Annotated in this window: 9 protein-coding genes and 1 pseudogene; 9 read left to right on the forward strand and 1 reads right to left on the reverse strand. The window is 71.3% G+C overall.

What is annotated here, in order from left to right:
- Positions 1-432: 432 nt before the first annotated feature.
- The 4 genes and pseudogenes from ACE4Q9_RS01315 (at position 433) to ACE4Q9_RS01330 (ending at position 4,775) form a co-directional block, all read left to right on the forward strand.
- The gene (locus tag ACE4Q9_RS01315; RefSeq protein ID WP_397982323.1) at positions 433-2,085 is read left to right on the forward strand and encodes a ricin-type beta-trefoil lectin domain protein; all 1,653 of its coding nucleotides are present in this window, start codon (positions 433-435) and stop codon (positions 2,083-2,085) included.
- Between the two features lie 332 nt (positions 2,086-2,417).
- A pseudogene (locus ACE4Q9_RS01320) lies at positions 2,418-3,272 on the forward strand (IS30 family transposase); the annotation flags it as partial.
- A gap of 313 nt (positions 3,273-3,585) precedes the next feature.
- Positions 3,586-3,843 (forward strand): hypothetical protein, encoded by a 258-nt coding sequence (locus tag ACE4Q9_RS01325; RefSeq protein WP_397982324.1) that lies wholly within the window; start codon positions 3,586-3,588, stop codon positions 3,841-3,843.
- A gap of 218 nt (positions 3,844-4,061) precedes the next feature.
- A complete protein-coding gene (locus tag ACE4Q9_RS01330; RefSeq protein WP_397982325.1) occupies positions 4,062-4,775 on the forward strand; it encodes a maleylpyruvate isomerase family mycothiol-dependent enzyme in 714 nt (237 codons plus the stop codon).
- Between the two features lie 294 nt (positions 4,776-5,069).
- On the opposite strand, the gene ACE4Q9_RS01335 is transcribed toward ACE4Q9_RS01330, so the two are convergent.
- Positions 5,070-6,116: a LacI family DNA-binding transcriptional regulator gene (locus ACE4Q9_RS01335; RefSeq protein WP_397982326.1), complete on the reverse strand. Its 1,047-nt coding sequence runs from the start codon at positions 6,114-6,116 to the stop codon at positions 5,070-5,072.
- Positions 6,117-6,334: 218 nt separating this feature from the next.
- On the opposite strand from ACE4Q9_RS01335, the gene ACE4Q9_RS01340 reads away from it, so the two are divergent.
- From ACE4Q9_RS01340 to ACE4Q9_RS01360, 5 genes are all read left to right on the forward strand, one after another.
- On the forward strand, positions 6,335-7,621 hold the full coding sequence (locus ACE4Q9_RS01340; RefSeq protein WP_397982327.1) for an ABC transporter substrate-binding protein: 1,287 nt from the start codon (positions 6,335-6,337) through the stop codon (positions 7,619-7,621).
- Between the two features lie 6 nt (positions 7,622-7,627).
- On the forward strand, positions 7,628-8,572 hold the full coding sequence (locus ACE4Q9_RS01345; protein ID WP_397982328.1) for a carbohydrate ABC transporter permease: 945 nt from the start codon (positions 7,628-7,630) through the stop codon (positions 8,570-8,572).
- Positions 8,569-9,483, forward strand: coding sequence for a carbohydrate ABC transporter permease (locus tag ACE4Q9_RS01350; protein ID WP_397982329.1), 915 nt, complete (start codon positions 8,569-8,571; stop codon positions 9,481-9,483). Before ACE4Q9_RS01345 ends, ACE4Q9_RS01350 begins: the two co-directional genes overlap by 4 nt.
- A gap of 67 nt (positions 9,484-9,550) precedes the next feature.
- Entirely contained in the window at positions 9,551-10,807 is a 1,257-nt protein-coding gene (locus ACE4Q9_RS01355; protein ID WP_397982330.1) for a glycosyl hydrolase, read from the forward strand.
- The gene (locus ACE4Q9_RS01360; RefSeq protein ID WP_397982331.1) at positions 10,804-12,813 is read left to right on the forward strand and encodes an endo-beta-N-acetylglucosaminidase; all 2,010 of its coding nucleotides are present in this window, start codon (positions 10,804-10,806) and stop codon (positions 12,811-12,813) included. Before ACE4Q9_RS01355 ends, ACE4Q9_RS01360 begins: the two co-directional genes overlap by 4 nt.

Genomic DNA, 12,813 nt, shown 5'->3' on the forward strand with positions numbered 1-12,813 from the left:
CGCACCTGTTGTCCGGATCTGAGCCGAGGACTTCAGCACTCAAGCCGCGCTCAGTCTGCTGCACAGCCTTGACGGTATTGGTCTGCGCCAATACCGTCTGCCTCGCACAGAACTGCACATGACTCAACGCCCTCTACATCTCCCGAGTTGACGACCCGTCCGACGGTCGGGGCACACGAGTCCGGCGGTCCGCCGCGCAGGACTGCCGGTCGACGGCACCCCAAGTACCGGCTGTCCGGCGGTTCGTCGTCGTCCAGTTCCGCAAGGGCGCGTGTACTGCCCGCCGTTGATGGAGACCACCAGAGGCGGCCTGGCGAACAGACGCGATCATGTCCTTCTTCGGAGGCCAGACTTATGCGACTACCCCCTACGAGGGCCCGACGGGGCGGATGGCAGAGAGCGCTCTCTCTGCTTCCCGTCGTCGTACTGACGGTGGCGACCAGCGTCCTCACGACGCTCAACGCGCAGGCTGCGGTGCCCCCGGCACCGTCTGGGTTCACACTCACCTGGAGCGACGACTTCAACGGTGCGTCCGGCACCGGCATCGACCAGAGCCTGTGGAAGTACGACACCGGGCCGGGCAGCAGCTTCGGCACCGGCGAGATCGAGACGATGACCAACAGCACCTCGAACGTCTACTACGACGGTCAGGGTCATCTCGTGCTCCAGGCCCAGCACTCGGGTTCCGACCCGCGCAGCGGATGGACCTCCGGGCGCGTGGAGACCCAGTCGGCGGGCTTCGGCGCCCCGGCGGGCGGTGTCGTACGCATCGAGTCCGTCCTCCAGCAGCCGAACGTCACCACCGCCAACGGCGCGGGCTACTGGCCGGCGTTCTGGATGCTCGGCGCGCCGCTGCGCGATGGTGTGACCTGGCCGAAGTCCGGCGAGGTCGACGTCATGGAGGACATCAACGGCCGCAGCTCCGTCTTCAGCACCCTGCACTGCGGTGTGAACCCGGGTGGACCGTGCAACGAGTCGACCGGCATCGGTTCGGGTGAACGTGCCTGTCCGGGCTGCCAGACCGGCTTCCATGACTACGCGGTCGAGATCGACCGCTCGGTGTCGCCGGAGCAGATCAGGTTCTACCTCGACGGGAACAACTTCTACACGATCAACGCCAACCAGGTGGACGCCACGACCTGGTCCGACGCGGTCGACCATCCCTTCTTCATCATCTACGACCTGGCGATCGGCGGCGGCTTCCCGGACGCCTTCGGTGGGGGCCCGAACGCGTCCACGGTCTCCGGCGGCAAGCTGGTCGTCGACTCGGTGGCCGTCTACAACAAGGCGCCCGGCTCCGGAGGCGGTGGCGGCGGTTCGGTGAGCGGGCAGACGATCACCGGGCCCGGCGGCAAGTGCGTGGACGTGGCGGGCGACGACACCGGTGGCGACGGCACCGCGGTCCAGCTCTGGGACTGCCAGTCGGCGGCCAAGGACCAGCACTGGACCTGGAGCGGCCAGACCCTCCAGACCCTCGGCAAGTGCCTGGACATCGCGGGCGGCAACAGCGCGGCCGGTACGAAGCTCCAGCTGGCCAACTGCAACGGCGGCGGTTACCAGAACTGGGTGCGGCAACCCGACGGCTCGCTGCGGAACCCGACCAGCGGCCGGTGCATCGACTCGCCGTCGGGCGCGACCGCGAACGGCACGCGCCTTCAGATCTGGGACTGCAACGGCTCCGGCGCGCAGCAGTTCGCCATCGGTACCCCGATCTACGGGCCGGGCGGCAAGTGCGTGGACGTGGCGGGCGACGACACCGGTGGCGACGGCACCGCGGTCCAGCTCTGGGACTGCCAGCAGGCCACGTCGCTCGACCAGAAGTGGACCTGGAACGGCCAGACCCTGCGGACGCTGGGCAAGTGCCTGGACATCGCGGGCGGTGTGAACGCGGCCGGCACCAAGCTCCAGCTCGCCAACTGCAACGGCGGCGGGTACCAGAACTGGGTCGCCAACGCCGACGGCTCGATCTCCAATCCGACCACCGGCCGGTGCATCGACTCGCCGTCCGGTGCCACCGCGAACGGCACACGCCTTCAGATCTGGGACTGCAACGGCTCCGCCGCCCAGAAGTTCTCGCTGGCATGAACAAGGAAAGCCCGGTCTGAAAGGAGACGGGGCACGCCGAAGGGCCGCACCTCATCCTTGGGTTCTAGGAGTCGTTGCAACACCCCAGTTCAGGGGATGCGATGGACTTCGAGGTCCGTGGGGACCGGACGGCTCAGGGGCCTGTGAAGCTGAGTCGGGAGCGCGCGGAATACTCCCGGCTCGTGCAGCAGGGCTACAGCAACAAGGAAGCCTGCCGGCTGGTCGGTGTCGACGCGCGGACCGGCAGGAAATGGCGTAACGGCCGTAGTGCCGACCGCAGGCAGAAGGCGGCACCACCGATCAACGAGGTGGTGCCGCCTTGCGGTCCGTCCCGGTACCTGCGCGAGGACGACCGGATCCACATCGCCGACCGGCTGCGGGAGAAGGCGACGGTCCGGGCGATCGCCGCTGAGCTGGGCCGCAGTCCGTCCACCATCAGCCGGGAGATCCGCCGCAACCGGCACCCGGTCAACGGGCAGTACCGGCCGCACGCCGCCCAGGCCCGCGCCGATGCCCGCCGGCCCCGCCCCAAGGCAGGAAAGATCGGGCAGAACCCCGAGCTGCGGGACTTCATCCAGCACCGTCTGGGTCTGCGGTGGAGCCCGGAGCAGATCTGCCAGGCTCTTCGGGCACAGTTCCCCCAGCGGCCGGAGATGCACGTGGTCCACGAGACGGTCTACCAGGCCCTCTACGTCCAAGGACGCGGAGAGCTGCGCCGCGAGCTGGCCCGCGCCCTGCGGACCGGTCGCGCCCGGCGCAAGCCGCGCCGTCAGGCCCAGCAGCGCCAGCCGCGGTTCTCCGCCCCGATGGTCATGATCAGCGAACGGCCCGCCGAGGCGGTGGACCGGGCCGTGCCCGGGCACTGGGAGGGCGACCTCATCATCGGCAAGGATGGGAAGTCGGCGATCGGCACCCTGGTCGAACGCGCCACCCGCTACGTCATGCTCCTGCACCTGCCCGGCGACCACAGCTCCGAAAGCGTCCGGGACGCACTGGCCACCTGGCAGCGCGGCTCCAACGAAAACACCAACGGCCTGCTCCGGCAGTACTTCCCCAAAGGCACTGACCTCTCGGTCCACACCCGCGAGCACCTGGACGCCGTGGCCGCCGAACTCAACGGCCGCCCACGCAAAACGCTCGGCTGGGACACCCCAGCCGAGCGCCTGCATAGACTGCTCACGGCCTGATCAAACCGACCACGTGTTGCAACGATCCCTAGAAACTGCCCACCCGGTGCGGCCCTTTTGGTGCCGACGCGGCCCGCGAGGGGACCGGTGAGAGCTGGCAGGCAGGCCCAGCCGAGCATCCTCCGGGTGGGCGCGCCTCTGACGGCAAGCAGCCCTGGCCCCGGCCCGGACACGCCGTACCCCCTTCGCGACGAGGCGACCGTCCTCGTCACGGCCGTCAGTTCATGATTCTGTCCGTAGCCGGGCAAGAACTCCCCTGCCGTACATGGGAATTGGGGTCATAGGACACCTCGGGTGACCGGAGATGGCCGACATGTCCAGGAAGGGAAGCCCGCGGGAGCGCGGTGCCGCGCGGCGGCGCCTTGCGAAGGAACGCGGGTGGACGTACACGGACTGGCATCCCGAGCGGATGCGGCTGTGCGCCGGGCCGCTCGGCGTCGATGCCGGGAAGGCGATGGCCCTGGACGCCGTGAGCGGCACCCTGGACGGTCTCGCCGCGAACGCCGAGACCGGCCGCAAGCCTCGCCGGGCGCGGCGCGGGATGCCGGTCCGGCCGGAGGAGCGGAGGTAGCGGCACGCCCCGCCGACCGTGACCGGTCGTGGATCCGTGCTCCCGGTGGCCGCTGGACAGATTCCGCGAGCTGTGGGAGCTTGTGGGCGCGGATCGGAATTCGCTTTCCATGATACGGAATGCAGAGTCGCGGTGTGTGCCGGGCTGAGGGATGACGGAGACGAACCGCTGGGAGGGAACACGGTGAAGGAGAGCAACGCCTGGAAAGGGGCCGCCCGATGAAGGAGATCGACCCCACTCCCCTGGCCTTCCGTGAGCTCGACCGTGCCGCGGAGCGGCTTCTCGCCGCCGTCGAGACGCTGAGCGACGCGGAGGCCGCCGCCCCGTCCCGGCTGCCCGGCTGGACCCGTGCTCATGTGCTCAGCCACCTCGCCGCTCAGGCCCCGGCCCTGGAACGCCTGTTGTCCTGGGCGCGCACCGGTGTCAGGAACGACCAGTACGCCGGCCGCGAGGCCCGCGACGCCGAGATCGAGGCCGGGGCGCTGCTGCCGGCCGCCGCGCTCGTGGCGCGGGTCCGGGACAGCGCCCGAAGCTGGCAGCGTGCGGCCGAGGCGCTGCCCGAGCCCGCGTGGGACGCCACGATCGTGCCGTTCACCGGCGAGACCTGCACCCCGCGCCGCATCCTCGTCATCCGGCTGCGCGAACTCGTCCTGCACCTGATCGACCTGGACGTCGGTCACGAGGTCGCCGACGTCCCGGCGCCCGCACGCGACATCGTCCTGGACGACGTCGTCGGCTACTACGCCGAGGCCGAGAAGGTGCCCGCCTTCACCCTGAGGGACGCCGAGGGCGGGGAGCTGGCCCGGTTCGACGGTGGCGGCCCCGTGGTCTCCGGCACGCGGGCCGAACTGCTCGCCTGGCTCAGCGGCCGCGACGACGGCGCCCTCCTCGACGCGCCGGGCGGACTGCCGGTGCTGCCGCCCTGGCTCTGACCCAGGCCCCTCTCAGGGCGGTAGCAGCAGCGGTCGCGGTCGACGGGACATGCCCCCTTCAGCAGGCTTCGCGTTCACCATGTTCGCTGAGCCGCCCCGCCGAGTCCGTCGAGTGCGACGACGTCGCGGTGAGGGGTGGGCAGTTGCCACCGGTGTCCGCCCGGAGCCTCGTCGGCAACGCGGTGTCTCCGTAGGCCCCTGCGCCGGAGGCGGGAACAGGTGGGACGCGGCTCGCCCCTTCCCCGCCAGCCTTTGGGTCTCCTTCCCGGCGAGCCCGGCGCGGTGCCGTGGGGGTCACTTGTCGCGGGCCGGGCCCGTGCTCTCCCGTTCGATCAGGCGGGGCACCGGCACCCGGACCGTTCCGGCCGGGCCGCCGTCGAGCAGGGCGGTCAGTTCGCGTGCCGCCGTGCGGCCGAATTCCGTGCTGTCGCGGGACAGGGCCGACAGCCATGGCCTGACCATGCGGCACAGGGCCGAGTCCTCCCACGAGACAACCGATACGTCGGCCGGCACGGAGAAGCCGAGTCCGGCGGCGGTGGCGACGCCCGCGAGGGCCATGACGTCGTTGTCGTAGATCAGGGCGGTGGGCGGAGCGGGCGAGCCGAGGACGCGGCGGGTGACGGCGGCGCCCTCCGCGTCCGAGTAGTCGGTGGTGACCGACGCGACGCCGGTGAGCCCGCGCCGCCGTGCCTCGGCCGCCAGGGTGCGGATCCGCCGTTCGGTGTGGGCGAGGCCGGACAGTCCGGCGATGTGCACGATCCGCCGGTGGCCCAGGGTGTACAGGCCGTCCACCACCGACGCCATCGCGCCCGCGTCGTCGGCCCACACCGTGGACAGTCCGGGGTGCCGCTCGTCCGGCGCGCCGCCGATCACCACGGCGGGCAGCCCGAGTTCGTCGAGCAGGTCCGGGCGCGGGTCGTCGGTGCGCGGGTCCACCATCAGGACGCCGTCCACCCGGTGTTCGGCCCACCATCTGCGGTAGACCGCGCACTCGTCCGGCGCGTCCTCCACCACCTGGAACAGCAGTCCGAGGTGCCGCTCGGCCAGCACTTCCTGGATGCCGGAGACCAGTTGGAGGAAGAAGGAGTCGACGCCGAGGGTGTCCGCGGGCCGGGCCAGTACCAGGCCGACCGTGGCCGCGCCCTCGCCCGACAGCGCGCGGGCCGCCGTACTGGGCCGCCAGCCCAGTTGCTCGGCGACCCGGCGCACCCGCTCGCGGGTGACCTCGGAGACGCCCGGCCTGCCGTTGAGGGCGAAGGAGACGGCGCTCTCCGAGACACCGGCGCGGCGCGCGATGTCCTTCATCGTCGGCCGACGCGCCGGGGACCGCTTGGCCGGCATGGTCGCCTCTTTTCTCGGCAGTGATCGCTAAAGCGCTTGAGTGGGATCAGCCTAAAGCGCTTTAGTGCCCAGTACAAGACCCTCCTCATATCTTCCTGACCTGCACTAATGCGCCATTCAAAGCTTTAGTGCTCCCGAATCCATTGACTTGCCCCGAAGACGGCGTGCATGGTCCCTTCCGACACCAGCCGCAGACGCCGCAAGGGAGCCGTGTCACCGTGCCCATATCCCGCAGAGCACTCGCCGCCGCCGTCACCGCCCTCGTCCTGCCGCTGAGCGCCTGCGGCTCCGGCGCCGGCGGCGGTTCGACGGACGCCTCCGGCAAGATCGAGGGCGACATCACCTTCCAGACCTGGAATCTGCGCGCCAACTTCAAGGACTATTTCGACGGCCTGATCGCCGGTTTCGAGAAGAAGTACCCCGGCACCCACGTCAAGTGGGTCGACCAGCCCGCCGAGGGCTACGCCGACAAGATCAGCGCCGACGCGGCCGGCGGCACCCTGCCGGACGTCGTCAACGTCTCCCCCGACCTGGTCGCGCCGCTCGCCAAGGCGGGCCTGGCCATGGATCTCGACAAGGCCGCCGCGAAGTACCGCGGCGAGTACCTGCCCGGTGCCTGGGCCAGTCACCAGATCCCCGGCATGCCGGGCACGTACGCCTTCCCCTGGTACCTGAACACCGGTCCGCTGTTCTACAACAAGGCCCTGTTCACGAAGGCCGGGCTGGACCCGGAGAAGCCGCCGAAGACGTACGACGAACTCTTCGCCGACGCGCTGCGGATGGCGCGGACATCGGGCGGCAAGGTGGCCACCCTCGCCAACATCCCCACCATCGAGGACTTCGGCCGCTACGGCTCCTCCCTCATGGACAAGCAGGGCACCGGCTTCACCTTCAACGACGCCAAAGGGGTCGAACTCCTCACCAAGTACAAGGAGTTGTACGACGCCAAGGGGCTGGACGCGCAGGCGCTGAACGCCACGCCGGAGTCGGCCGGGAAGGAGTTCCTGACCCAGGCCGTCGCCATGAACCCCGGCAGCGCCCTGGACCTGGACAATTTCAAGAAGCAGGCGCCGAGCCTGTACCGGAACATCGGCATCACCGACCAGATCACCAACACCGGGCACGTCAACATGTACGTGATGGGTCTGATGGTGAACTCCCGGACCCGGCAGGCGCCCGCGGCCGTCGCCTTCGCCCATTACGTCACCGACGCCGAGCACCAGATGTCCTTCGCCAGGAAGGTCGCCATCTTCCCGTCCACCGCCGGTTCGCTCGACGACCCGTACTTCACCAAGGAGGACGGCACCGACGAGACGCGGGTGCGCGTCGCCGCCGCCAAGTCGCTGAAGACCGCCATCAATTACACACCCGTCCTGTTCAGCGACCAGATGAAGACCGCGCTGCGCAACGAGGTCGGCAAGGCGCTCCAGGGCAAGCAGAGCCCCAAGACGGCGCTCGACAACGCTGTCAGGGCGTGTGACCGGCTGCTGAAGCAGCAGGGGTGACGCGTCATGGCCACCCCGGCCGTCGCCCGGACGCGCCCGGCGCGTCCGGCGCGCCGCCCGCAGCGGCACCCGGCGATCCGGATCCGCCGCCAACTGCCCACCAGCCCCTGGCTGTTCGCCGCGCCGGGACTGGTGATCACCGGCGCCTTCGTCCTCTACCCGTTCGTCTCCACGGTGGTCAACGCCTTCACCGACCGCCGCACCCTGATCCCCGGCCGGTTCGTGGGCCTCGCCAACTTCCGTGAGCTGCTGCACGACGACATGTTCTGGATCGGCCTGCGCAACAGCGCGCTGTACGTCCTCGGCGTCGTCCCGGCACTGGTGCTCCTGCCGCTGCTGCTCGCCCTGCTGGTGCACAAGGACATCCCCGGCATCGCCTTCTTCCGGTCCGCCTTCTACACCCCGGTCGTCGCCTCCATCGTGGTGGTCGGCCTGATCTGGGTGTGGCTGCTGGACGAGCGCGGCCTGGTGAACTCGCTCCTGGAGACGATCGGGGTGGGCAAGGTCGGCTTCCTCAGCGACCAGTGGCTGCTCCTGCTGAGCGCCATGGCCGTCACGGTCTGGAAGGGGCTCGGCTACTACATGATCATCTACCTGGCGGCACTCGCCAACGTGCCGCGGGAGCTGCACGAGGCCGCCGCCGTGGACGGCGCGGGCCCCATCCGCCGCTTCTGGAGCGTCACCGTGCCGGCCCTCCGCTCCACCATGGTCCTGGTCGCCGCGCTCTCCTCGGTCTCCGCCTTCAAGGTGTTCTCCGAGGTGTACCTGCTGGCCTCGCCGAGCGGCGGCCCCGCGGGCGAGGACACCACCCTGGTGATGCTCGTCCAGCGCACCGGCACCGGCCTGACCGGCCGGGTCGGCTACGCCTCCGCGATCTCCCTGGTCGTCTTCGCCGTCACCGTGGTCCTGATGCTGCTCGTGCTGCGCGCCGACCGGAGGGAGGACTCGTGAGCGTCGCCGGGAAGGTGCCGGAGACCGGTGCACGGCCGGCCAGGGCCCGCGCGCCCCGCTTCCGCTTCACCGACGAGAACGGCCGTCGTATCCGGGTGTGGGAGCTGGTCCTGCGCTACGTGCTGCTGATCGCCGTACTCGCCCTGACCGTCGGCCCGTTCGTGTGGCAGCTGTCCACCTCGTTCAAGGGCCCCACCGAGGACATCTTCAGCTCGCCGCCGGAGTTCCTGCCCAGCCATCCCACCCTGCACAACTACGAGCGGGTGACCGAGACCATCCCGGTGTGGGACTACGCCCTCAACTCGCTGAAGGTCGCCGCCGCCAGCGTCGTCACCAACTGCGTGGGTTCCGCCCTCGCCGGGTACGCCCTGGCCCGGCTGCGCTACCGGGGACGCCGGGTGGCCGCCCTGGTGTTCGTCCTCGCGATGCTCGTGCCCGCGGAGGGCATCATCATCGCCCAGTTCACGACCATGCGGGAAATCGGCCTCAACAACACGCTCATCGGGGTCATGCTGCCCGGCTCCATCGGCGCGCTGAACGTCCTGCTCATGCGCAACGCCTTCCGCAATCTGCCCTACGAGATCGAGGAGGCCGCCTACGTCGACGGCGCCCACGTCTGGCAGCGGTTCCTGCGGATCGCGCTGCCCTCGGTCAGGGGCACCCTCACCGTGGTGGCGATCTTCGCCTTCATGGGCGCCTGGGACGACTTCCTGTGGCCGCTCGTCGTGCTCAGCGACCCGTCCAAGTTCACCCTGACCATCGGCCTCGACTACCTGCACGGCACCTTCGCCAATGACGAACGCCTCGTCGCCGCCGGCACGATCATCGCCGTCGCACCGCTGATCGCCCTCTTCGCCTGCCTCCAGCGCTTCTTCTTCCGCGGGGTCGGCGAGGGTGCGGTCAAGGGCTGAACCCGGCGAGGCCGGCCCAGCCGGTCCCCGGCCCCGTCCCGTATCCGACTTCCGCGAGGACCCCCGTATGCCTTCCGCCGTGCGCTTCGGCGTCAACTACACCCCGAGCCAGGGGTGGTTCCACCACTGGCTCGACTTCGACCTCGACGCCGTACGCGCCGACCTGGACTCCGTCCACGCGCTCGGCCTGGACCACATCCGGGTCTTCCCGCTGTGGCCCTACTTCCAGCCCGACCGGGCGCTGATCCGCCCCCGCGCCGTGGAGCAGCTGGTGCAACTGGTCGACGCCGCCGCCGAACGCGGGCTCGACGTGAGCGTGGACGGTCTCCAAGGGCACCTGTCCAGCTTCGACTTCCTGCCCGCGTGGACCCGCACCTGGCACCGGCGCAACCTCTTCACCGACCCCGAGGTGCTCGACGGCCAGGCCGCCTACCTGCGCACCCTCGCCGCCGCCCTCGCGGGCCGGCCGGGCTTTCTCGGCATGACCCTCGGCAACGAGGTCAACCAGTTCTCCGCCGGCCCCCACCCCGACCCCGACCGGGCCACCACCGGCCAGATCGACGCCTGGCTGGAGCGGATGCTCGCCGCCTGCGAGCAGGGCGCCCCCGGCAAGCTGCACCTGCACGCCGGGTACGACGCCACCTGGTACCAGGACGACATGCCCTTCACCCCGGCCCAGGCGGCCCGGCGCGGCGCGGTCACCGCCGTGCACTCCTGGGTCTTCAACGGCACCGCCCAGCGCCACGGCCGCACCTCGGTGGCCACCGAGCACCACGCCGCGTACCTGATCGAGCTGAGCAAGGCCTGGGCCGGGGACCCGCACCGCCCGGTCTGGCTCCAGGAGGTCGGCGCCCCGGCCCCGCTCATCCCGGCCGGGCACGCCGCCGCCTTCGCCGAGGCCACCGTCGCGAACGCGCTGGACTGCCCCGATCTGTGGGGCATCACCTGGTGGTGCTCCCACGACGTCTCCCGCGACCTCGCCGACTTCCCCGAACTCGAATACGACCTCGGCCTGCTGACCAACGACCGGCGCCCCAAGGACCTCGCCCGCGCGCTGTCCCGCGCCGCCCGCCACCACAGCTACGCGCCGGCCCCGCGCACCACCGCCCTCACCGTCCCCGCCGGCCCGGCCGCCCGGTCCCGCTGCGCGCCCGGCGGCGACGTCTTCGAAGCTTTCTTCCAGCTCACCGCCGACGGCGCCCGCCCCACCACCGTCCTCGACACCCTCGCGGCCGACCCGGACCACCTGGCCGCCCGCGCCGTCACCGAAGTCGTCACGCCCGATCAGGTACTCCGCACTTCCCGAGGAGGCACCCGTCCGTGAACCCCACCCGACGCGCCGTCCTGCTCGCCGGCGCCGCCGCCGCGTTCCTGCCCGCGGGTGCCGCCGGCGCGGTCCCGAAGCCGACGGCCGCGCTCCAGCCGTACGCCTCCTACTGGTACCCGGACTCCCTGCCCTCGGGCAGCCCCGGCCCCGGCGTCACCTGGCGCAGCCTGAAGACCTGGCGGGCCGCCACCGACACCGATCTGCCCTTCAACGCCGCCTCCGTCCCGCTCGCGGCCCGTTTCACGCCGGCCCCCGCGAACTCCACCGCCCGCGCCGGGCAGGCCCGCGTCCAGGCCCTGGTCTCCTTCGGACCCACATCCTCCCACCCCGCCCAGGGCTCGGCCACCGCCGACTCCTACGCCCTCACCCACTGGGCGTACCTGGACGAGCTGGTGTTCTGGGGCGGCTCGTCCGGGGAGGGCCTGATCCTCGCCCCGAACGCCCCGGTCGTGGACGCGGCGCACCGGCACGGCGTGCCCGTCCTCGGCACCGTCTTCCTGCCGCCCGCCGCCTTTGGCGGACAGCTCCGGTGGACCCGCGACCTGGTGCAGCGGGACGCGTCCGGCCACTACCCGCTCGCCGCACAGCTCGTCGCGGTGGCGTCGGCGTACGGCTTCGACGGCTGGTTCGTCAACGCCGAGACGGGCGGCGGCGACAGCGTCCTCGGCACCGCCATGCTCGGCTTCGTCACGGAGCTGAAGCGGCTCGCCTCGGCCGCCGGGCAGCGGATCACCTGGTACGACGCGATGACCGTGAACGGCTCGGTGAGCTGGCAGGGCGCGCTGAACGGGCAGAACCAGGCCCTCTTCCAGGCTGCCGACGACATGTTCCTCGACTTCCGCTGGACCGCGTCCTCGCTCGCCGCCTCCGGAGAGAAGGCCAGCCAACTGGGCCGTGACCGCCACGAGTTGTGGGCCGGTGTCGATGTCGAGTCGGACGGCTGGGAAACCCCGGTGGACTGGGACGCGATCGTGCCCGCCGACCGCCCGCATGTCGCCTCACTCGGGCTGTACCGGCCCGAGTGGACCCACGGCCACCTGCCCGCCGGTCACACCCCGGAGGACTTCCACACCGCCGACGACCGGTTCTGGACCGGCCGCTCCCTCGACCCGTCCCGACCCGACCCCGCCGACGGCTGGCGGGCCCCCGCCGTGTCCGTCGCCGACCGCTCGACCGTCACCGCGCTGCCGTTCGCGAGCGTCTTCAACACCGGGCACGGTCTGCGCTGGTACGAGGACGGCGAGATCGTCTCCGACACGCCCTGGACCCACCTCGGTCTCCAGGACCGGCTGCCCTCCCGGCGCTGGGTGGTGCGCGGCGACGGCCAACGGCCCGCCGTCGGCTTCGACTTCGCGGACGCCTGGCGGGGCGGCAGCAGCGTCCTCGTGGACGGCGCGCTCGACGATCCCGCCGTACTGGACCTGTACGCGACCCGGCTGCCGCTCTCCCCCGGCACCGTGGTCGAACTGACCCACCGCACGGACGCCGGGGCCGTCCGCGTCGAACTGGGCGTGGCGACCGCCGAGCCGGACAGGGCCGGGGCGGCGCCGCCGTACACCTTCCTGCCCGTGCCGGACGCGGCCGGCGGCGGCTGGCGCACCTCGGCCGTCCGGCTCACCGGGCTGTCCGGGACCGTGCACGCGCTCGGCGTCCGGCTGACCGCCACCGGCGGCGGTCCGGTGCGCTGGCGGCTCGGCGGTCTCGCCGTCCACGCCGGCACCGGCACCCCGGCCGCCCCCACCGGCCCGCGTGTCACCGCCGCCTCCGGCGGCGATCTGCGGCTCGCCTGGCACCACCCGGCGCCCGGCACGGTACGCCACTACACCCTGCACCGCGTGCTGCCCGACGGCACCCGCCGCTTCCTGGGCGCGACCGGCCAGCGCGCGTACTTCGCCGGCGGCCAGACGCCCGCACCGGGCGAGCGCGCCGGACGGTTCGAGGTCAGGGCGGTTGGGGAGTTGTACACCTCGTCCGCACCGTCGATCGTCACCCATCCCTGGTGA

Origin of the sequence: Streptomyces sp. AM6-12 (assembly GCF_044327085.1) — a bacterium.
In the GTDB taxonomy this organism is placed as follows: Bacteria; Actinomycetota; Actinomycetes; order Streptomycetales; family Streptomycetaceae; genus Streptomyces.

Coding starts and splice junctions, on each gene's coding strand:
- ACE4Q9_RS01325 (WP_397982324.1), top strand. CDS start 3,586: ATGTCCAGGAAGGGAAGCCCGCGGGAGCGCGGTGCCGCGCGGCGGCGC.
- ACE4Q9_RS01330 (WP_397982325.1), top strand. CDS start 4,062: ATGAAGGAGATCGACCCCACTCCCCTGGCCTTCCGTGAGCTCGACCGT.
- ACE4Q9_RS01335 (WP_397982326.1), bottom strand. CDS start 6,116: ATGCCGGCCAAGCGGTCCCCGGCGCGTCGGCCGACGATGAAGGACATC.
- ACE4Q9_RS01345 (WP_397982328.1), top strand. CDS start 7,628: ATGGCCACCCCGGCCGTCGCCCGGACGCGCCCGGCGCGTCCGGCGCGC.
- ACE4Q9_RS01355 (WP_397982330.1), top strand. CDS start 9,551: ATGCCTTCCGCCGTGCGCTTCGGCGTCAACTACACCCCGAGCCAGGGG.